The sequence below is a fragment of the Limosilactobacillus fastidiosus genome (assembly GCF_014145505.1).
Classification (GTDB): domain Bacteria; phylum Bacillota; class Bacilli; order Lactobacillales; family Lactobacillaceae; genus Limosilactobacillus; species Limosilactobacillus fastidiosus.
In genome coordinates this window covers 140,586-160,291 of the sequence record NZ_JACIUZ010000044.1, presented here as the reverse complement: position 1 = coordinate 160,291, position 19,706 = coordinate 140,586, and the positions used below count along the sequence as shown (strand labels likewise).

The window sequence follows — 19,706 nt, the reverse complement described above, 5'->3', positions numbered from 1 at the left end:
GCTTTCCCTTCTACAGATTTCGCTTAAGGCTACTAATAAAGAAGCCATCGGAATCGTAATCGCTCGGCATAATTGTTAAGGTTGCCGAATCTCGATCGTCCTTAATTGCCCGTGCAGTCTTTGTCCGCTCCAGTTTAAATTCTGGATGACCCTGAAGAAATTCATGAACTGTCTGGTCATTTTCTTCCTGCAAAATTGTACACGTGCTAAAAGTAATTATACCGCCTTTTTTAACTTTTGGGGCAACCGCATTTAAAATTGCCAACTGAATTTTATGTAGTTGTTGACTATCTTGCTCAGTTTTTGTGTACCGAATTTCTGGTTTACGCCGTAATAAACCAATCCCACTACATGGGGCATCAACAAGAATTCGATCAAATTCCTCATCTTTAAATTGTTCAGTAACATTTCGGGCATCTAATGCTAATGGAGTAACTTCTCCTCCAACACCCATTCGTTGAGCGTTCTTTTCAATCAATCTGACCTTATGCTGGTGGATATCAAGCGCAACAACTTCCCCCCCTTGCTCCGAAGAAAGTTGTTCAGCAATTTGCACAGTTTTTCCACCAGGGGCCGCACAAGCATCTAAAACCTTAAATTGTGGCTTTAGATCCATACTTTCAACTGCCAACATTGCACTCTCATCCTGAATTATAATGGTACCGTTTTTTAACAGTGGAGAATTAATAACATTACCTGATGTCACAACTAGGGCGTTAGCCGCAACTTGACTTTCATTAGTCTCAATTCCCTCTTCACGTAACCGTTCCTTCACAGTTTTTAAATTGCTTTTTTTAGTGTTAATTCGAATTGAAACGTGTGATGGATCATTAATCGCCTGAAGAATCTCCTTAGTAACTCGCTCGCCATTCTCTTTAATAAGTAGTTCAACTAGCCATTGAGGCACACTAGTCGTAAGTGAAAGCCGCTTTGAAAGAGGCTTGATTTCAGAAAAATCAGGAAAACCATTTCGTAACGCAGAATGAAGGACTCCAGTAACGAATTTTCTTATTCCCGGATTTCCGCGTCGCTTAGCAATTTTAATTGTTTCATCAGTTATTGCCCAATTAGGAACTCGCTCTAAATAATGGAATTGGTAAAGTGCCGTTAATAAAAGAGTTTCAACCCATGAATCCAGCTTTTTACCAGATGTTAATGACTTTAACCAGTATTCCAAAGTAAGCTGGTGCTGAAGAGTCCCATAAACGATCGTCGTTACTAGTCGTCGATCCGCAGGGCTCAATTCATGCCGCCGAAGTGTTTCATCAACTTGTAAATTCGAATATGCCCGTGTTTTACGCACCCGTTCTAAGGAAGTAAAGGCTAATTCTCGAGCATTATGTGGGATAAACTTAGTCATCAGTTATCACTTGCATCCCTTCTTTAATGTTTTGGTGACCGTTCAAATAAGCAGTAATATTCATCTTTTGCTTACCAGCAGGTTTTAACTCGTTAATTTGATAAGTTGTTCCATTGCCGGCAGCAATTACAAGATGGTGCTTATCAACCCGAACAACTTTTCCCGGTTCTAGGCTTGTCTTCTCATCTAAGGGAGTTACATCGTAAATTTTCGTCCGTAAACCATCAATTTTCATGTTACCAATTGGTGCCGGGCGTAATCCTCGAACCTTATAATCAATTTTATCTGCTGTCATTGTGTAATCAATTTGTTCTTGAGCACTAGAAATATTTGGTGAAAAAGTAACTTTCTCGGGATCCTGCTTTTGCGGATGAACATTCCCACTAATTAAGTCAGGCAATGTTTCTAACAAGAGATCTCTCCCAAGAATACTCAATTTCTTAAACATCGTCCCGTTATCATCGTCAGCTTCGATCGGGATTGAACGTTGAGAAATCATATCTCCCGCATCCATCTTCTTTACCATATACATAATCGTGATCCCAGTTTCCTTATCACCATTAATAATTGAATATTGGACTGGTGCGCCACCACGATACTTAGGTAATAGTGAACCGTGAACATTAATTGCAGCAATTCGGGCAGCCTCTAACAACTTAGTTGGCAAGAATTGACCATAAGCAGCCGTGATTAAAAGATCCGGTTGCATTTCAATAATCTCCGCCATTTCTTCACTCCCACCTAATTTAGTTGGTTGTAAAACTTTAATTTGATTTTCTACTGCTAACTTCTTTACTGGTGAAGAAGTCAAGACATGTTTGCGCCCCACCTGATGATCTGGCTGAGTCAAAACAGCCTTAACATCATATTCAGGCGCGTCAATAAGACTTTCTAAAATTGGCACAGCAAATTCTGGAGTTCCCATAAATACGATTGATGTTGACATAAGTACGTCATCCTTTCATTTACATAAAATATTGTGGATCAGGATCAATTGAAACTTGGACGTCCGCCCGTCCTTTACTTTGAGTTTCTTGAAGAATCCTTTGTAAAGTTGAATGCAACCGTTGATCCTGCTTATATTTGATTACAATTTGATAATAATAACGGCGCTTCATTCGTGCAATTGCCCGTGGAGTTGGGCCAAGAATAATTGTTGACGGCATTAAATTTTCAACCAGTTCTTGCTTAATTTTCGTCATCGTACGAGCAGCAACTGACTCATCTTCATGACTCGCCATAATCCGAATTGTAAAGTAATATGGTGGGTAACTCGCTTGACGACGCAATGCCATTTCCTGTTTAAAAAATGCTTCATAGTTATTTTTCTGCGCTAGCCGAATAGCGTAATGGTCTGGGTTATAAGTTTGGATAATTACTTCACCCTTTTTATCAGCCCGGCCAGCCCGGCCACTCACCTGACTTAATAAATCAAAAGTTCGCTCACTCGACCGAAAATCTGGCAGTCCTAAACCGGTATCAGCATTCAAAACTCCCACTAAGGTCACATTAGGAAAGTCAAGTCCCTTTGCGATCATCTGGGTTCCCAAAAGAATATCTGCTTGATGTTGACCAAACTGCCGCAAAAGTTTTTCATGCATTCCCTTACGTCTTGTGGTATCAACATCCATCCTTATAATCCGCGCATTAGGAATCAGACGATTTAACTCCTGCTCTACCTTTTCAGTTCCAGTTCCATAATAACGAATTTCACGGCTACCACAATTAGGACAATAACGCGGAATCGGTTCTTCATGGCCACAATAATGACACTTCATTGTGTGACTATCTAGATGAAGAGTTAAAGAAATGTCACAATTAGGGCATTTTAGAACTTCTCCACAGTCACGACACATCATAAATGAAGAAAATCCTCTCCGATTAAGCAACAACATACTTTGTTCGTTTCTTACCAAGCGATCCGTTAATTTTGCTAATAGTTCTCGAGAAAAATTACTCTCTCCGCGTTCCTTAATTTCAGGTCGCATATCAACTACCTGAATTGGCGGAAGCGGTCGCTTATTTATCCGGTGTTTTAGCAAAAGAAGCTGGTAAACGCCCTTCATTGCCCGCGCTCGACTTTCCAAACTTGGGGTGGCAGAGCCAAGAACTACCGGGGCACTATTAGACTTACCCCGCCATTTAGCAATTTCTCGAGCGTGGTATCTGGGCGACTCATCTTGCTTATAGCTCGATTCATGTTCTTCATCAAGAATAATAATTCCTAGATCTTTTAATGGAGCAAAAATCGCAGACCGCGCCCCAACTACCACTTTAGCCTCACCACGTTCAATACGTCGCCACTCATCAAAACGTTCACCATTAGAAAGGCCACTATGAAGAACCGCCACCTTTGAACCAAACCGGCGCCGAACTCGGTTAACAATTTGGGTAGTTAACGAAATTTCCGGAACAAGCATTAATGCCGTTTTATGATTTTTGAGTGCTCTAGCAATTGATTGCAGGTAGACTTCAGTTTTTCCACTACCAGTAACTCCTTCTAAAAGAAAGACCTTACTTTGAGAGTCATCAATGGCCTGATCAATTTTATTAACTGCTACTTGCTGTTCGTCATTTAACTCTAAAGGCTTTGAAAGGTGTTCATCATTAGGTAATTTTTCCTGGGTATGGGGAGTTCGGTATACTTCAACTGGTACCTTTGCTAACCATCCTTTTTGAACTCCCACATTAAATGTTGCCGCCTTTAATCCACTAACTCTTTCAGCATCCGTTTGTTTGACTGTTTTACCAATAATACTTTGAAGGTAGGACAAAAGGCGTTCCTGCGCATGAGCATTGGAATGAAGTGAAGTTCGTGCTTCCTCAAGTTCTTCAAAGTCCAACTGTGGTCGAATACCAACCGTGGTTTTTGGTTTAGCCTTATCTGCTACTACATATTCAAACCGCACCTTTTTTTGCTTCTGTAATTTTAGTAAACGACTAACAATTTGTGGATCAGATTGCACTGTGGCGAAATCAAGTTCGTCTTTACCATGAAAAATATCAAAGGCAGTTTGCTCATCAACCTCATCGATTATCCGTACAATCCGTGTAGTTTTAGCCTTTAGCATATTAGGAAGCATTGTGTAAATACTGGAAACCCAAAAAGCATAGGTATGGTCAGCAAGCCACTTACTCAGTTTTAACAATTCATCATTAATTACAGGTTGGAGATCCATCAAGGCACTAATTGCTTTCAATTGACCATCATACTTTGTCGGCTGATCTAACCCCACAACAAATCCCTGAACCTGCCGCTTTCCATTCCCAAAGGGAACAATAACCCTCATTCCCTTTTGAATTTGATTTTCAAGTCGAGGAGGCACTTGGTATGTGTAAGGCTGGTTTGTTTGCATTGTGGGAACATCAACAATTATTTGTGCTAACTGTGCCACATATTTCACCTCACCTTATCTTCGTAGCAAGTAACTGAATTAACTTTGTCGCTATTTCCCTCTTTGTCATTTTTGGCCACTTAATTGGTGATGTACCTAGTTGCAAAAGTGTAACTTGATCTAAATCACTTCCAAAGGCACTATCATTACCCGCAACATTATTTGCAATAATTAAGTCAGCATTCTTACTTTCTAGTTTCTTATTAGCATTTTCTAATAAAGAATTGGTCTCGGCAGCAAAGCCAACTACAAACTGATCAGAACGCTTTTTTGCGGCTGTTGTTTTGAGAATATCGGCTGTTTTTACCAACTGAAGTTCTAATTCTTCCTGTTCAGGGTGCTTTTTTATCTTTTGACTAGCAATTTGAGACGGCCGAAAATCAGCAACAGCTGCTGCCATAATCAAAATATCAGATGCAGGAAACAGCTTCCCAACCATCACTTGCATCTCCTCAGTACTTTCAACGCGGTAAATTTTGATCTGCTTATTTATTGGTTGCGGAACTGTAATTTGTCCAAGAACTAGTTCAACATGAGCACCAGCATTTGCGGCTGCCTCAGCAATTGCAATCCCCATTTTTCCAGAAGAGCGGTTTCCGATAAAGCGAACCGGATCAATCGGCTCACGAGTTCCACCAGCAGTAATAAGGAGATGTTTACCGGAAAGGAACGTTCTACCAGAATTAGAATTATTGATAATTAGACGTAATTGGTTAGTGATTTCATCTGGCTCCGCAAGTCGTCCCTTCCCCTCATAACCTTCCGCAAGCATCCCTGTCGCCGGTTCAATAATTCTTATTCCATCTTGCTTTAACTGAACAATATTTCGCTGGACAGCTGGATTTCTCCACATGTGAGTATTCATTGCGGGAACAACAATTATTGGCGCGGTAGTAGCTAAAAGGGTGGTCGATACCGCATCATCAGCAATTCCATTTGCCATTTTGCCAATAATATTAGCTGTTGCAGGTAATACAATCGCAAAATCAGACCAATCCGCAAGTTCAATGTGAGGAACAGGGGAATTGTTTTGATCCCATAATGTTGTTAATACGGGTGCATGAGTTAATGCATGTAATGTTGTAGGAGTAATTAATTTTGTTGCAGACGCGGTCATCGCTACCCGGACCTGGTGACCATTTTTTTCTAAAGAACGAATCACTTCAATCCCCTTGTAAAGAGCGATCCCCCCTGTCATGTATACCGCTATTTTTGCCATTTCATACCCTCCAAATTTTAAATCCAAAATCGATTATATCATTCTCACGCTACTTTTCCCTCACTACCACTCGAATTAATTATCGATAAAAGAAAAGCACCCGTAATCTTAGAGAATTAATCATCTAGAAATTACGAATGCTTCAATTTAGTATCAACTACTTAAGACTAATCTTGTAGGTCCTCAAAGTGATCTGGATCAATTGTAACCTTATCGGCTTCAATTTCTTCCAGAGCTTTCCCTACTGGCTTACTTGAGTAGTAATGATCAAGTAGTGGAGCGGAACCACGTTCTAATTCGTGGGCACGCTTACTTGCTAGCATCACCAAAGAATAACGGGAATCAATCCGCTTTAATAATTCATCAACAGATGGAAAAAGAATCATTGTGCTGAATCTCCTAACATTTCAAGATATCGTGGCATTACTCGATTAACCCGGAGCCGTTCTGTACGGATAATGTCCTTAATTTTAGCAACAGCATTTGGAACTTCGTCATTAACAACTGCGTAATCATAATTTTGCATCATCCGAATTTCATCAAAGGCTTTTCGAATTCGCTTGTTAATAACTTCCATACTATCAGTCCCCCGGTGAATTAAACGTTGCTTCAACTCATCCAAATCAGGTGGTGTTAAGAAAATGAAAACACCATCTGGGCACTTCGAACGAACTTGCATCGCACCGTTAACTTCGATTTCAAGGAAAACGTCTTTCCCAGAATCTAAGGTTTCATTAACATATTTTAATGGGGTCCCATAATAGTTGTCAACATACTTTGCGTATTCAAGCATTCCACCGGTTTGAATTTCATGTTCGAATTCTTCCTTTGAAACAAAGTAATAGTCAACACCATTTTTTTCGCCAGGACGCGGTTTCCGTGTTGTCATCGAAATAGAATATTGAAAATCATTATCATTGGAATCAAAAATCGCTTTACGTACTGTTCCCTTACCTACACCAGAAGGACCGGAAAGTACGATTAACATTCCCCTTTTTGCCATGCTGATACTCCTATCCAAATATAACGTATTATTACTATAATGCACTAAATGGGTGTTAAAATCAACTATTCCGTTAAAGCAATTTTTAAAATTGCCTATTGCATTTTTGAACATTTGTTCATATACTATAATCACAAACAAATGTTCGGAGATGTTTGAAATGCAAATGGAACAATCTTTATTCAAATCAACATCAACTTTTCTTAACAATAAATTGCAACAACTTCTTGATAACGACTTTTCAGTTCAAAAAGAACAAATTAAATTACTGACTCCCCAACCGATAAAACAACGCCTTTCTTTCCTGGAAAGGACAATTAACAGCCGGATTAAGGTTCTTGTACAACTAATGCCAGTTAATAATACTGGTTACCCGGTCAATGTCCGTGGAACAGTTAAGAGAATGAGGGATGAACGATATTTAATACAAAGTCATAACGTTAGCTACGTTGTTGATATTAACCAAATACGTTACATTGCCAATATTTAATTATACTAAGAGAGTTAAAAGAGGGTGAGAAAAATATTTTTCTCACCCTCTTTTAACTTGTTACTAAATATTCTCTCAATTTACAAAGCCTAATTGTAAAAATCCTAATAAACTAGCTTTGTAGCGCAACCAAAGCCCTCAAGTCTAGCTACGAACGTTTCCAATGATTTCATATGATTTATCGTTCTAAGTTAGCCAACCATGCTCTCAAGAAAGCTAATTCCCAGCTTTTTTATCTTTGAGCCATTTTTAACAATTCTTGAGCATGCTCTTTTGTTAGCTTTGTTACTTTCTCCCCCGAAAGCATTCGTGCTAACTCATTTACCCGTTGAGACTCATCAAGAATTGTTACCATTGTTGTTGTTCGCTCGTCCTTAACATGCTTTTGAATCAAGAAATGGTGTTGAGCGACCGCGGCAACCTGCGGCAAATGGGTTATGCAAAGGACCTGTGACTTATCAGCAATCACCTTAATTTTATCCGCAATTGACTGAGCTACCCGTCCACTCACGCCAGTATCAACCTCATCAAATATAATACTTGTTACGCCCTCATTTTGCGCAAAGATTGTTTTGAGAGCTAACATCACTCGTGAAAGTTCACCACCAGAGACAATTCTCGCCAATGGTCCCATCATTTCTCCAGGATTAGTTTGAATATAAAATTCAACCTCATCAATTCCCGTTGGAGTGAAGTGCGGACGAGACTGCTTAGCAAAATGAACCTCAAAGACTGCCTTATCCATATATACTTCTTTCAATTGTTGATGAACAAGTTTTGTTAACTGGTGGGCCGCTTGTTGACGAATTTGGCTTAACTGTTGGCCTGTTTTAGTTAGTCTTTCCTCAGCAGTGGCTAATCGTTCTTCTAAATCACTGTTTGAATCAGCCGCTTCTTCCATCGAGTCAAGTTCATGTTTAATTTTAGCGTAATAATCGAGAACATCTTTAACACTGTCACCATATTTATGTTCTAAATCGCCAATTATTGTTAGTCGCTGATCAATTTCTCCAAGGCGGTTATCATCAAATTCTAGAATATCAAGCTGGCGACTGGCTTCCGTTGCCACATCTTGAAGAGCATAGTAAGCATCATTTAATGATTTACTCAATGAATCATATGCAGCATCAAATTCGGTAATCTCATTAATTGAATTCATTACGGTTGCAATTTGATCAAGGACCGCCCCCTGATCGCCACCATTAAAGACTGTCACCGCTTGTCGTAAAGAGTTATTAATCTGTTGAAAGTGTTCTAACCGATCACGCTCACTCATTAGTTGTTCTTCTTCTTCAACTTTTAGGTTTGCCTCTGAAATTTCTTTTACTTGATAGCGAAGCATATCTAATCTTTGTGCCCATTGCTGCTCGTTATTTTGCTTTTTACTAACAGCAGCCCTTAATTTCATATAATCCTGATATTCTACCCGATAGTGGTTCAATAGTTCTTGAATATCATTATGGGCAAATTGATCCAACATCCCCAAATGATTTTCTGGCTGTAATAATAACTGGTGTTCATTCTGGCCTTGAATATCGACTAATCGGGACCCAATTTGTCGCAATGTTGCAGTATTGATTAATTGACCATTAACTCGGATCACATTTCGACCACGACGATAGATCTCTCGGGAAATGATTAAAATTCCGTCCTCATGATCAATTCCAAGTGAATCTAGCAATTCATTAAATTCTAAATCCTGAGGAAGCGCAAATTGTCCCTGAAGAGAAAGTTTATCCGCACCGCGACGAATATATTCTTGTGAACCTCTTCCTCCAGCGAGTAACCCAACCGCATCAATAATGATTGATTTTCCGGCACCAGTTTCACCAGTTAAAACTGTCATGTGATCAGAAAAGTCTAACGAAAGGTGTTTAATAATCGCCAAATTATCGATTGTTAGTTCCTGTAACATTTAGTCACCCTTAATTCATTAAATTCCAAAACATTTTTTCGACGTTAATTGCCGCATCAATTGACCGACAAACAATTAAAACCCCTGCATCATCACCAATTACCGAAAAGACACCGTCAATCTCTAATTGGCGAATCAGACTAGCCATTACCGGCCCATTTCCTGGATGCATTATAATTGAGAGAAACTGCTCTTGTCGTTTTAAAGAAATCATATTATTTGATAACTCAGTACTCAGTCGCGTTTGGTTATCAATCTCCCCTTGCGCTGGCAATGCATAGCGGTAGCCACCGTCGTTAGCGGGAACCTTAACTAGTTGCAATTCTTTAATATCACGAGAAATCGTTGCTTGAGTAGCATAAACATTCTTTCCTTTTAATGCAGCAACTAAATCATCTTGTCGTTCAATTTGACTTTTAGCGATAATTTTGCGAATTAATTGTTGACGCTCAACCTTCTTCATTTATTTTCACTCCTTAATGGTTAAGTTCTTCGTCAGCACGTGCTAATACTTGATTAATATTAACTTGATCTGCAATTTTTCCTTTCTCACCACGTAATTTTAAGTGTACAAGAAATTCAACATTTCCTTGCCCGCCTTTAATTGGTGAAAAATCTAAGTTAAGGACGTCAAAACCATCTTCTTGTGCAAAAGTTAATACGTCTTCAAGAACTTCCTTATGAACTCCATGTTCCTTAACAATCCCGTGCTTCCCAACTTTGTCTCTACCTGCTTCAAATTGTGGTTTGATTAAGGCAACAACTTCACCACCTGGAATAAGAATGTTAGCTAATGGCGGAAGAATTAAGCGTAAAGAAATAAAGGAAACGTCAATCGAGGCAAATTCCGGTTGACCTTGTTTAAAATCTGCTAACTTACTATACCGAAAGTTAGTCTGTTCCATTACTACCACTCGTGGATCTTCACGAAGTTGCCATACTAATTGATTAGTTCCTACATCAAGAGCATAACTTAACTTGGCCCCATTCTGCAACATTACATCCGTAAAGCCACCGGTTGAAGAACCAATATCTAACACAGTTTTATCTTTAACGCTAATATTAAAGACTTTCAATGCCTTGGCAAGCTTTAAGCCACCACGACTTACATATGGCATTTTATGTCCCTTCATATGCAACGTTGTCGTTACAGGAATCTTCTCTCCTGGTTTGTCTAGCCGTTCATTATTTTTTCCTAAAATTTCACCAGCCATCACGGCCCGTTTTGCTTGTTCACGGGAATCAAAAAGGCCTTGTTTTACTAATAAAATATCAACTCGTTGTTTTTCCATCTTTATCCTCACAATTTAAAGTATGACAAGAATTGGTCATACGCACTAAAGTCACGCTTGGTTGCTTCATTCAAAGCTGCTTGAGTATTTTTCGCTTGCCGTAATACCAAGTGCAACTGTTCCTGAGCACCATGAACTCCCAATAATCCGGGATAAGTATTCTTATGCTCACCAGCATCCTTATGAACTGCCTTTCCCATTTTTTTCGTGGTACCAACAACGTCCATTAAGTCATCATAAATCTGAAATGCGAGCCCAAATTGAGCGCCAAATTGAGCTAAAAGAGCTTTAACCACTTGATTCTGCTCTGTAATGATTCCGCCAGCTAAGACAGCATACCGCAAAAGTGCACCCGTCTTTTGGCGATGAAGGTATTGCAACTGTTCAAGGCTCAAACGCTCATGTTCTCCTTCAATATCTCTTGCTTGACCAGCAACCATTCCAAAAGGCCCAGCAGCTTCTGCAAGTGCCAATGCCAGATTAGCACGAACATCCGCAGGTAGCTGATTATCAGTTACCCATTGAAATGCCATTGTCAGTAGCCCATCTCCCGCTAAAGTTGCCATCCCTGCACCGAATTTTTTATGGTTAGTGGGTTGCCCACGACGTAAATCGTCATTATCCATTGCAGGAAGGTCGTCATGAATCAGTGAATAGGTATGGAGTAACTCAAGCGCAGTTGCTGCCTTCATCACATCTTGAGTAAGTTCTCCACCTAACACTTGCACAGTTATTAACGTTAACGCTGGACGTAAACGTTTTCCGCCAGCATTAACTGAATACTCCATTGACGCTGCCAAAGTGTCCTGATCGATGTCATCAGACATTTTTTGCTTTAAAAATTGATCAATCTGCCCTTTTAGGTCTTTTAGTCCACGCATCAATTTACTCTCCTAGAGGCTCATTATCACTGCCATATCCACGATTACCTCCACCGTTATTGCTTGGATCGTCAGTTGCCTTTTCGTATTGTTTTTCGTTTCCCTCATCATCAATTAGGCTTCCTAATGTCTTTTCAGCACTCGTCAACTTCTTTTGCAGGGCCCGAGCCAATTCGATTCCTTCCTTATATTGACTCAACGCCTCCTCTAGCGGAACATTGCCTTGTTCAAGGTGACTAACAATTTGTTGAAGTTGGTTCAATTGTTCTTCAAATGTGGGCTTCTTTTCTTCTGCCATTTTCATTTCTCCTCCGTTCCAGTAATTTTTGCAGTTGCTTTTCCATCATTAAAGTGGAGAGTAACCTCTTGATTGTCTTCTAATTCTTTAACCGTATTAACAACAGCCCCCTGGTAGGTTACATATGTATATCCTCGTCCCATAATCTTTAAAGGGCTCAATGAATCTAATTGTTGAATTAAACTTATCAATTTCTGTTGACGTTGTTGTTGACTATTCTTGGCGCTATTTAATAATCGGTTTTGGAGCTGATCAACTTTTTCCTGAGTACGCTCAATTGTATGTTGAGGAGAAACAGCTCGAAGGCGCCCCTGTAATTGTTGAACGGTACTCAAACGATCTTTTACTAAGTTCTTAACATTACTATTTAACGTCTGTATTAGTTGATCTAATTTTTGTGCATAGTTCTCGTATAGCCTACTTGGTTGTTGAAAAATGTAGCTTTGCAATTGCTTTTGCAACTGTTTCCGGTCAAAATTAATCACATTTTTCATCGTATTGTTCAATCGGACTTGATCATCCTGAAGAGTCATTAATATATCAGCAAGCCGATTTGGTGTTGCTAATTCTGCAGCAGCGGTAGGAGTTGCAGCCCGTTGATCAGCAACTAAATCCGCAATGGTAGTATCGGTTTCGTGACCTACTGAAGAAATCACCGGAATTTGACTATCCGCAATTGCTCGCGCAACAATTTCCTCGTTAAATGGCCAAAGATCTTCTAGCGATCCCCCACCACGACCAATAATCATCGTGTCAAAATTTCCCATCTGGTTAGCACGATTAATTTGGCGTGCAATATCTGCAGCGGCTTTATCCCCTTGAACAACAGTTGGGAATAAAACTACTTGAGCAATTGGGTAACGACGGCGAACCGTGGTATTAATATCACGAATTACGGCACCATCCAAACTAGTTACCACAGCAATTCTCTTCGGAAATTGGGGAATTGGTCGAGGAATCTGATCAAATAGTCCCTCACCCCCTAATTTCTTTTTCAACTGTTCAAATTGAAGGTAGAGAGCACCAAGTCCATCTGGTTCCATCCGTTCAACATAGATCTGATAGCGGCCACTCTTTTCATAAAGTCCAATATGACCAACTACTAAAATTTTCATTCCTGTTTCCGGGCGGAAGTTTACTTTACGAAATTGGCGTTCAAACATTACGGCATCAATAACCGCGTTTTCGTCCTTAATACTAAAATATTGGTGACGTTGACGAAGCCGAAAATTTGAAAGTTCACCAGTTAAATAAACTGTCTTCAAATAAGGATCACGATCAAATTTTTGCTTTAAATAACTTGTCAGCTCACTAACTGTTAGGTACTGACTTCTATCCATTATGACTCCACTCCGTAAGATCAACAGTTTGTTCCATTAACGACGCAATTGTCATAGGGCCAACACCACCAGGGACTGGCGTAATCATCTTTGCCACTGGCGCAACACTATCAAAGTCAACATCCCCCGTTAGTGTTTTATCTGCCAAACGATGCATTCCAACATCAATCACCACTGCACCCTGTTTTACCATTTCGCCAGTAATCAGGTGCTTAACTCCCGCAGCAACGATTAAAATATCAGCCTGTTTAGTTAATTCTGTAAGGTTTTGAGTGTGGCTATTAGCAACTGTTACGGTCGCGTTAGCATTTTCAAGAAGCGCTGCCATTGGCTTACCAACAAGAATACTTCTCCCAATTACAAGCGCCCGAGCGCCGTCCAACTTTACTCGATAATGCTTTAAAAGTGTCATTATCCCACGTGGTGTACAACTAACAGGATAGTTGACATTCACGTTATTATACAGACAACCGACATTAAAGGGATGGAAACCGTCAACGTCTTTTCCGGGATCAATTGCGTTTAAAAGTTTATCCCCATCTAAATGTTTAGGAAGGGGTTCTTGAATAAGAATTCCGTTAATATTTTCATCTGCATTAAATCGACGAATATCATGTAAAAGCTCATCTTGACGAATATCTTCTGGATAAGTTGAAAGAACAGAATGGATCCCCAATTTCTTAGCCTTTTTATCTTTCATTCGCGTGTAAATTTTACTTGCTGGATCATCACCAACTAAGATTACCGCTAATCCAGGAACAATCCCTTCATTAGCTAATCGTTTTACCCGTTCTGCAGTATTTTTGTTAACCTCTTTTGCTACGGTACGACCATCAATTAATGTTGCCATTCTGTCATTCCCCTTTTCCAGTTTGACTAAAAACATTTTACCATATCAATACACAAAGAAACTTAAAGGAAAAAAGAGAGTTTGCGTTTTCTTCCGCACCCTCTCTTTCTCGCAAAATTATTTTAGGAAAACTATTTGTTTTCCTTTGCTTCTAATTGACGTTCAAATTTTCCTAATGCGCCATTAATAAATTTACGGGACTTATCATTACTGTATGACTTTGCTAATTCCAACGCCTCATTAATTGCAACAACAGTTGGAACCTCATTAATAAATTGAATTTCGTACAAGGCTAACCGTAAAATTACTAAGTCAGTTTGAGCAAGACGGTTAATTTCCCAACCACTTGCTAATAATTGACTAACCTGTGAATCAAGCTCTTCTTGGTGCTCACTAACGCCTTTAACTAACGTTTGTAAATAAGCTGGTATTTTATTAGGATGATTTGGTAATGAATCATAAATGTCAGCTAATGTTGCATCGGGGTTTGATTGCTTAGCAAATAAAATTTGAAAAGCTTCTTCACGAATTACATGTCGGTTAACCACCATTACTTTTCACCAGCCTTATCATCATGTTCACCAAAAATATCGTCTGGATCAACCGTTTGTTCTTCCTTCTTTTGAACAATTCCCCTGACGTGAATATTAACCTCACTAACATTCAAATCAGTCATCAAAGTTACTTGTTGCTTAACTCGATCTTGAATCTTTGCAGCAAGCTTAGGGACAGATACACCATAATCAATATAAACATCAATATCAATAATTAAATTATCATTCTGGTTTGACAACTTAACACCACGACGCTGGTCAGATCTTCCTAATAGTTCACCAAAACTATTAGCGAGCGAGCCATACATCTTTGAAACACCGTCAATTTCACTTGCAGCAACTCCAGCAATAATTTCAATAACGCGAGGCGCCACTTCAATCGTACCAAGAGATTGATCTTCACTGCTTAAAATGATCTTTGAATCTTCTGCCATTGTAAGTCCCTCCATTGTAATCTTTCATAAATCAATCTGACTTCTAAATTAAGTTAGTAATTCCGTTCTTTATCGAAGTATCTCACTATTATTTTGCACTATCTAATAGAAAAAAGCAACAATCCCATTAGCTAGTTTTAAGCAAGAATCTTCTGTAAAATTAATTTAATCTATTCGCTCATTAATCCTTAACAATAATCAATTCTGTCGGCGCAGTCGTAATCACTTCAGCACCTCCATGAGTCACCACAATATCATCCTCAATTCGAATTCCACCAATTTCAGGAATATAAATTCCCGGTTCAACTGTAATTACTTCATTATTCTTTAACGTAACATTCGTTGCGCCTGGAGCATAAGTTGTCGGAAGCTCATGAACGGTTAAACCAATACCATGTCCCATCCCGTGGTTAAACTCATCACCATAACCAGCTTCTTCAATTAATGAACGACCCGCAAAATCAAGTTCGTCACCATGAATCCCTACTTTTACCTTTTCTATTACTAATTTACGGGCTTCGTTAACGATTCGGTAAACGTCACGAAGTTCAGGATCAATAGAACCTACTGCAAAAGTTCTCGTCATATCAGCGGTGTAACCATCAAGGTAATAACCAAAGTCTAATGTGACCACATCACCGTCTACGATTAATTTATCTGAAGCAGTAGCGTGGGGCTTTGCTGAATTAGCACCACTAGCTACAATTGTTGGAAACGAGGCAGCCGATGCACCATGCATTTTCATCCAATAATCTAGCTTAATTGCCAGTTCACGTTCGGAGACACCAGGGTGAACAACGGATAAGATATATTCAAACCCAGCCGATTGAAGCTCTGCTGCCGCTCGCAATTTGGTAATTTCAGTACTGTCCTTTATTAAACGCATGCGTTCAATTAAATAATGAAATGGCACAATATCACAACTCATTAATTCGTCGAAAACATCAAAAAGTTGATAAGAAATTGAATCTTCAAAGCCAAGAACTGTTAAATTAAGACCCTCGCAAATCTTATTAACGGAACCATAATAATCACGACTAATCGTCGCAACAACCTCATCAGATTCAAATTCTTCTAAGGCAAGTTGGTAACGATCATCAGTAATTATAATCGCATTCTGGGGCGTAATCAGTAAACAACCATCCCCCTGAAGAAGGCTAAATCCCGTTAAATAATAAATATTCTTGGAGTCAGTCACCAAAAAAGCATCAATAGCTAATCTGTTAAATTTCTTTTGTAATCTGCTAATTCTTGTCATTGATTTTAATCTCCTATTTCGATTTTATTATATGCATTTTAGACAGTAATTAGTTAATTTTTATTTAAACTAAAAAAGACTGAACCATTAAAGCTCAGTCTTTTTAGTTATTCGGCAACCGGGTAAACAGAAACCTTTCGCTTATCACGGCCGAGACGTTCAAACTTAACACGACCAGCAATCTTAGCGTAGAGAGTATCGTCACCACCACGACCAACATTTTCACCCGGGTTAATATGAGTACCACGTTGACGGTAGATGATTGATCCAGCTGTCACGATTGAACCATCAGCAGCCTTAGTACCAAGACGACGACCAGCTGAGTTCCGACCGTTAGCAGTGGAACCACCCCCCTTATGGTGAGAGAAGAATTGCAAATTCATAATCATAATCGTTCACCTCCAACAAATAATTTTAATTTTCAAACATTTTAACTTCAATGTTTTGAGGGTAACTTTCTGTAATATCACACATTCCATTAAAAAATGTCTGCATAATAACTTGAGCATCATGAGTCAAGCTAATATCAGTAACTTTAAGAAAGCCACCATTATTATCATCACTATCAACTGCCGCGGGAGTCTTAGCAACTCCTTCTAAAGCATTAATAGTAGATATAGATAAAGCAGATGCGGCTGCACAAACAATATCCTGACCATATGGACCAGCATCAGCGTGCCCCATCATTTGAAAAGCGGTAATTTGGTGATCCGAATTAAAATTAAAAGATACCCGAATCATTACTTACCTCCGCATTAAGCATTGATCTTATTAACAGTAACCTTAGTATATGGTTGACGGTGACCTTGCTTAGTGTGGGTATGCTTCTTAGGCTTGTACTTAAAGGTAACAACCTTCTTTTCCTTACCCTGCTTATCAATAGTTCCTTCAACTGATGCACCATCAACAAATGGAGTACCAATCTTAGTACTATCGCCACCAACAAAAATTACTTGATCAAAAGTAACCTTGTCACCTTCCTTAGCATCAAGCTTTTCAACGTAGATGGATGAACCTTCTTCTACCTTGTATTGCTTACCGCCAGTTACGATAATTGCGTACATAAATTTGTGCACCTCCTTAATTCTAAGACTCGCCGAACCAAGCAGCATTCCACTTTAAACTTGGCAGCGTGCGGTTGTAGTTGTTGGGTCACAAATACAACAGTTGCATCATATCAAAGATTACTTTGTTAGTCAACCATAACTTCATTAACGAAAATAAAAAAGAAGAGCTAACTGGTATTCGCCCGTTTAGCTCTCCCTAAATTTAGATTCATTGAATATCCCGTAATGCCGAATTAGTTTTATGGCTAAGGGAATTCAGTAAGAGAACATTATTAGAATCTAATCGATCGAGCATCTTCCCAACGCTTTGTGTCATGTAACGTGATGTATAAATCATTCCGTCTTTCAGCCAATGACTTATTAATCCAAGAAGTGCCGAATCAATGAAAGAGATCTGCAAATTTAACGGAACTTCTGGTTGCTTATCTGGTTCAGCTATCACAGCATAATACTTTGATAAATGATCTGATAAACGATCATAAAGTTGTTCGTAAAAGAAGTCATTTCTCTTATTATTCAGTAATACATCAAAAATATCAGCTTCATTTTCAATGTACTGAAACGCCTTCTGGAGCGAAAACACCTTCACCGGTTGCCCATTAGTAAAACTAAGGTCCTCACTCTCTACCATCACTTGAGCAAAGAAGTCATCAAGAAGGTCATTGATTGCCGACTTAATAAAATCTTTCTTATCTTTATAGTGAAGGTAGAAAGTTTCTCGGGTGATGTTGGCGGTTTCAGTAATTTTTTGAACACTGATGTCTTCTAACTTTTCTCTCCGCATCAGATAAACTAAGGCTTTGCGAAGATTATTACGAGTCTTCACTACACGTGGATCCGTCTTATGACCTGCCATAAATCATCATCCCTTCGATTTCAGCTTAAGTTCCCCTCGTTTCTTACTTCTACTAATTTAAAGTATAGGTTTAGAGTCCGTCCCCGTCAAACTATAAAAACGATTATTTTATAAAAAATACAATATCTTGTCAATTTATATTGACAATTTGGGTAACGAAATTATATACTTATGTCTGTCTGAAACGGTAGCTCAACTGGATAGAGCATCGGTCTTCTAAACCGAGGGTTGAGGGTTCAAGTCCCTCTCGTTTCATAAAATGTGAAATAAAAAAGCCTAGTTTACTAGGCTTTTTTTATTTCACATATAGATTTTGTGCTACACGAAGATTAGTAATTCTTAAAATCATAATGACTCTTATTTTCTAAGTATCTTTCCAACAATCTTAAAACTTACAGGACACGCATTAATCTTAATTAATCTATTTTATTTACATATGATTAACTTATCTAACTAAATACATATTATATCCATAATAATATTAAAACTTTTCTCACTTTGTTTAAAATTCACCGAAAAGACAAGCTCAAAATCCGTTACCGCAAGACAAATAAATAAAAAACAGTTTTTTTCATTAAGTATCATTATGAATCAAAACACTTATGTTATAGAAATAAATCAAAAAAATTAATTATATTTATTCAAAAGAATATATTTTAAATATTTGATAAAGATTAAGAATTTTCCTTACTTATTAATTGCAAAATAATTAAAAAGTCTAATAATAAAAGTAGAGAATGCTTTTTGAGGTGATTTATCATGTTACCATTCTTTGTTATTATCATAATTTTAATTGGTTCAGTTGTTGGTCAAATTATGTTTGGTAATAAAAACAGTGATGATGGCCAAGTGACTGGAAAACACGTTGCTTCTCGCAATAGTTATAATAGTCGGAAAGCATGATCATTTTCGATTCAACAAAAGAGGACTAGTAAAAAGCTAGTCCTCTTTTTTTATTATTCTTTAACCCATTGATTCCGTTGTTGCTTAATTAGTTCTTTATATTTAGTACTGATCTCCTCACTACTAAATCCTAGATCAACTAATCCCCACTTTATTAGGAGGTGCCAAGCATGACGGAAACTTTCTTGACGATGATTATAATAAGCATCATTAAGAAAATGTTTAATTGCTAGGTACTGCTTGTTAAGTTCACCAAGCTTTTTGGTTGGCTCAGTTCGGTTAATCAAGTCCCACTGTTTTTGATCCATTACAATCAAATGAGTCCACTGCTGTTTTGCACTAAAAAGCAAAAATAATTCAAGTGATTGTAAATAATGTTCAAACGAACCTGGGATGTTTTCAGCAGGGCGATCAAGAACATCAAACCACCCATCGCTATTTGCTAGTTTTGCTAATTCAACGTCCAAAGCAACAAAAATTGTCTGTTTACGCGTTTCAGGGCCAATTTCAAGTTGCTTTGCTTCGTCAACATCAAGTTCCAAATCAATTACCTGATGTAATAAAATTGTCCAATTAATCATTTCTCTCTCC

The 19,706-nt window shown here is 38.5% G+C and carries 23 protein-coding genes, 1 tRNA gene and 1 other annotated feature; of the genes, 3 read left to right on the top strand and 21 right to left on the bottom strand.

Going from position 1 to position 19,706, the window contains the following annotated elements; all coding sequences use genetic code 11:
• Positions 1-10: 10 nt before the first annotated feature.
• The 6 genes from rsmB to gmk form a co-directional block, all read right to left on the bottom strand.
• Positions 11-1,363 carry a 16S rRNA (cytosine(967)-C(5))-methyltransferase RsmB gene (rsmB, locus tag H5R64_RS08250; RefSeq protein WP_182581718.1) on the bottom strand — a complete coding sequence of 451 codons (1,353 nt, stop codon included), beginning with the start codon at positions 1,361-1,363 and terminating at the stop codon, positions 11-13.
• Positions 1,353-2,306, bottom strand: a complete 954-nt coding sequence (gene fmt / locus H5R64_RS08245; RefSeq protein WP_182583331.1) for a methionyl-tRNA formyltransferase — start codon at positions 2,304-2,306, stop codon at positions 1,353-1,355. The genes rsmB and fmt overlap by 11 nt, the downstream gene beginning before the upstream one ends.
• 19 nt (positions 2,307-2,325) lie before the next feature.
• Positions 2,326-4,755 (bottom strand): primosomal protein N', encoded by a 2,430-nt coding sequence (gene priA, locus H5R64_RS08240; RefSeq protein ID WP_182583329.1) that lies wholly within the window; start codon positions 4,753-4,755, stop codon positions 2,326-2,328.
• 10 nt (positions 4,756-4,765) lie between these two features.
• Positions 4,766-5,974, bottom strand: coding sequence for a bifunctional phosphopantothenoylcysteine decarboxylase/phosphopantothenate--cysteine ligase CoaBC (gene coaBC, locus H5R64_RS08235; protein ID WP_182581586.1), 1,209 nt, complete (start codon positions 5,972-5,974; stop codon positions 4,766-4,768).
• Positions 5,975-6,141: 167 nt separating this feature from the next.
• Entirely contained in the window at positions 6,142-6,360 is a 219-nt protein-coding gene (gene rpoZ, locus H5R64_RS08230; RefSeq protein WP_003717336.1) for a DNA-directed RNA polymerase subunit omega, read from the bottom strand.
• Positions 6,357-6,977 carry a guanylate kinase gene (gmk, locus tag H5R64_RS08225; protein WP_182581587.1) on the bottom strand — a complete coding sequence of 207 codons (621 nt, stop codon included), beginning with the start codon at positions 6,975-6,977 and terminating at the stop codon, positions 6,357-6,359. The genes rpoZ and gmk overlap by 4 nt, the downstream gene beginning before the upstream one ends.
• A 160-nt stretch (positions 6,978-7,137) precedes the next feature.
• Here gmk and H5R64_RS08220 point away from each other — a divergent pair, with 160 nt between their 5' ends.
• Positions 7,138-7,467 (top strand): hypothetical protein, encoded by a 330-nt coding sequence (locus tag H5R64_RS08220; RefSeq protein ID WP_231797920.1) that lies wholly within the window; start codon positions 7,138-7,140, stop codon positions 7,465-7,467.
• Between the two features lie 232 nt (positions 7,468-7,699).
• Here the strand turns inward: H5R64_RS08220 and recN are convergent, their stop codons facing one another.
• From recN to H5R64_RS08150, 14 genes are all read right to left on the bottom strand, one after another.
• Positions 7,700-9,382: a DNA repair protein RecN gene (gene recN / locus H5R64_RS08215; protein WP_182581589.1), complete on the bottom strand. Its 1,683-nt coding sequence runs from the start codon at positions 9,380-9,382 to the stop codon at positions 7,700-7,702.
• 10 nt (positions 9,383-9,392) lie between these two features.
• Positions 9,393-9,845, bottom strand: coding sequence for an arginine repressor (locus H5R64_RS08210; RefSeq protein WP_182581590.1), 453 nt, complete (start codon positions 9,843-9,845; stop codon positions 9,393-9,395).
• A gap of 13 nt (positions 9,846-9,858) precedes the next feature.
• Positions 9,859-10,674, bottom strand: coding sequence for a TlyA family RNA methyltransferase (locus H5R64_RS08205; protein ID WP_182581591.1), 816 nt, complete (start codon positions 10,672-10,674; stop codon positions 9,859-9,861).
• Positions 10,675-10,682: 8 nt separating this feature from the next.
• On the bottom strand, positions 10,683-11,558 hold the full coding sequence (locus H5R64_RS08200; protein ID WP_407657594.1) for a polyprenyl synthetase family protein: 876 nt from the start codon (positions 11,556-11,558) through the stop codon (positions 10,683-10,685).
• A gap of 1 nt (position 11,559) precedes the next feature.
• Entirely contained in the window at positions 11,560-11,853 is a 294-nt protein-coding gene (locus H5R64_RS08195) for an exodeoxyribonuclease VII small subunit (protein ID WP_372456596.1), read from the bottom strand.
• A gap of 2 nt (positions 11,854-11,855) precedes the next feature.
• Entirely contained in the window at positions 11,856-13,193 is a 1,338-nt protein-coding gene (xseA, locus tag H5R64_RS08190) for an exodeoxyribonuclease VII large subunit (RefSeq protein WP_182581594.1), read from the bottom strand.
• Positions 13,186-14,043 carry a bifunctional methylenetetrahydrofolate dehydrogenase/methenyltetrahydrofolate cyclohydrolase FolD gene (folD, locus tag H5R64_RS08185; RefSeq protein WP_182581595.1) on the bottom strand — a complete coding sequence of 286 codons (858 nt, stop codon included), beginning with the start codon at positions 14,041-14,043 and terminating at the stop codon, positions 13,186-13,188. Before folD ends, xseA begins: the two co-directional genes overlap by 8 nt.
• 131 nt (positions 14,044-14,174) lie before the next feature.
• The gene (gene nusB / locus H5R64_RS08180) at positions 14,175-14,594 is read right to left on the bottom strand and encodes a transcription antitermination factor NusB (RefSeq protein WP_182581596.1); all 420 of its coding nucleotides are present in this window, start codon (positions 14,592-14,594) and stop codon (positions 14,175-14,177) included.
• On the bottom strand, positions 14,594-15,031 hold the full coding sequence (locus H5R64_RS08175) for an Asp23/Gls24 family envelope stress response protein (protein WP_182581597.1): 438 nt from the start codon (positions 15,029-15,031) through the stop codon (positions 14,594-14,596). The genes nusB and H5R64_RS08175 overlap by 1 nt, the downstream gene beginning before the upstream one ends.
• 181 nt (positions 15,032-15,212) lie before the next feature.
• Positions 15,213-16,289 carry a M24 family metallopeptidase gene (locus H5R64_RS08170; protein WP_182581598.1) on the bottom strand — a complete coding sequence of 359 codons (1,077 nt, stop codon included), beginning with the start codon at positions 16,287-16,289 and terminating at the stop codon, positions 15,213-15,215.
• 107 nt (positions 16,290-16,396) lie between these two features.
• Entirely contained in the window at positions 16,397-16,678 is a 282-nt protein-coding gene (gene rpmA, locus H5R64_RS08165) for a 50S ribosomal protein L27 (protein WP_182581599.1), read from the bottom strand.
• Positions 16,679-16,703: 25 nt separating this feature from the next.
• Positions 16,704-17,030, bottom strand: a complete 327-nt coding sequence (locus tag H5R64_RS08160) for a ribosomal-processing cysteine protease Prp (protein WP_182581600.1) — start codon at positions 17,028-17,030, stop codon at positions 16,704-16,706.
• A 14-nt stretch (positions 17,031-17,044) separates the two neighbouring features.
• Entirely contained in the window at positions 17,045-17,353 is a 309-nt protein-coding gene (gene rplU, locus H5R64_RS08155; protein WP_182583325.1) for a 50S ribosomal protein L21, read from the bottom strand.
• Between the two features lie 15 nt (positions 17,354-17,368).
• Positions 17,369-17,439 (bottom strand) — a sequence feature (ribosomal protein L21 leader region).
• 125 nt (positions 17,440-17,564) lie between these two features.
• Positions 17,565-18,212, bottom strand: coding sequence for a TetR/AcrR family transcriptional regulator (locus H5R64_RS08150; RefSeq protein WP_182583323.1), 648 nt, complete (start codon positions 18,210-18,212; stop codon positions 17,565-17,567).
• Between the two features lie 181 nt (positions 18,213-18,393).
• Between H5R64_RS08150 and H5R64_RS08145 the strand changes: the two genes are divergently transcribed.
• Both H5R64_RS08145 and H5R64_RS08140 read left to right on the top strand, forming a co-directional pair.
• Positions 18,394-18,467: transfer RNA gene (locus tag H5R64_RS08145), tRNA-Arg, on the top strand.
• Positions 18,468-18,971: 504 nt separating this feature from the next.
• A complete protein-coding gene (locus H5R64_RS08140) occupies positions 18,972-19,115 on the top strand; it encodes a hypothetical protein (RefSeq protein ID WP_182581603.1) in 144 nt (47 codons plus the stop codon).
• A 53-nt stretch (positions 19,116-19,168) separates the two neighbouring features.
• Here the strand turns inward: H5R64_RS08140 and H5R64_RS08135 are convergent, their stop codons facing one another.
• On the bottom strand, positions 19,169-19,696 hold the full coding sequence (locus H5R64_RS08135) for a hypothetical protein (protein ID WP_182581604.1): 528 nt from the start codon (positions 19,694-19,696) through the stop codon (positions 19,169-19,171).
• Between the last annotated feature and the right edge of the window lie 10 nt (positions 19,697-19,706).

Bases quoted from the DNA above. Each gene is read 5' to 3' on its own strand.
- fmt (WP_182583331.1), bottom strand. From the start codon at position 2,306: ATGTCAACATCAATCGTATTTATGGGAACTCCAGAATTTGCTGTGCCA.
- coaBC (WP_182581586.1), bottom strand. From the start codon at position 5,974: ATGGCAAAAATAGCGGTATACATGACAGGGGGGATCGCTCTTTACAAG.
- rpoZ (WP_003717336.1), bottom strand. From the start codon at position 6,360: ATGATTCTTTTTCCATCTGTTGATGAATTATTAAAGCGGATTGATTCC.
- gmk (WP_182581587.1), bottom strand. From the start codon at position 6,977: ATGGCAAAAAGGGGAATGTTAATCGTACTTTCCGGTCCTTCTGGTGTA.
- H5R64_RS08220 (WP_231797920.1), top strand. From the start codon at position 7,138: ATGCAAATGGAACAATCTTTATTCAAATCAACATCAACTTTTCTTAAC.
- recN (WP_182581589.1), bottom strand. From the start codon at position 9,382: ATGTTACAGGAACTAACAATCGATAATTTGGCGATTATTAAACACCTT.
- H5R64_RS08210 (WP_182581590.1), bottom strand. From the start codon at position 9,845: ATGAAGAAGGTTGAGCGTCAACAATTAATTCGCAAAATTATCGCTAAA.
- H5R64_RS08205 (WP_182581591.1), bottom strand. From the start codon at position 10,674: ATGGAAAAACAACGAGTTGATATTTTATTAGTAAAACAAGGCCTTTTT.
- H5R64_RS08195 (WP_372456596.1), bottom strand. From the start codon at position 11,853: ATGGCAGAAGAAAAGAAGCCCACATTTGAAGAACAATTGAACCAACTT.
- xseA (WP_182581594.1), bottom strand. From the start codon at position 13,193: ATGGATAGAAGTCAGTACCTAACAGTTAGTGAGCTGACAAGTTATTTA.
- folD (WP_182581595.1), bottom strand. From the start codon at position 14,043: ATGGCAACATTAATTGATGGTCGTACCGTAGCAAAAGAGGTTAACAAA.
- nusB (WP_182581596.1), bottom strand. From the start codon at position 14,594: ATGGTGGTTAACCGACATGTAATTCGTGAAGAAGCTTTTCAAATTTTA.
- H5R64_RS08175 (WP_182581597.1), bottom strand. From the start codon at position 15,031: ATGGCAGAAGATTCAAAGATCATTTTAAGCAGTGAAGATCAATCTCTT.
- H5R64_RS08170 (WP_182581598.1), bottom strand. From the start codon at position 16,289: ATGACAAGAATTAGCAGATTACAAAAGAAATTTAACAGATTAGCTATT.
- rpmA (WP_182581599.1), bottom strand. From the start codon at position 16,678: ATGATTATGAATTTGCAATTCTTCTCTCACCATAAGGGGGGTGGTTCC.
- H5R64_RS08160 (WP_182581600.1), bottom strand. From the start codon at position 17,030: ATGATTCGGGTATCTTTTAATTTTAATTCGGATCACCAAATTACCGCT.
- rplU (WP_182583325.1), bottom strand. From the start codon at position 17,353: ATGTACGCAATTATCGTAACTGGCGGTAAGCAATACAAGGTAGAAGAA.
- H5R64_RS08150 (WP_182583323.1), bottom strand. From the start codon at position 18,212: ATGGCAGGTCATAAGACGGATCCACGTGTAGTGAAGACTCGTAATAAT.
- H5R64_RS08140 (WP_182581603.1), top strand. From the start codon at position 18,972: ATGTTACCATTCTTTGTTATTATCATAATTTTAATTGGTTCAGTTGTT.
- H5R64_RS08135 (WP_182581604.1), bottom strand. From the start codon at position 19,696: ATGATTAATTGGACAATTTTATTACATCAGGTAATTGATTTGGAACTT.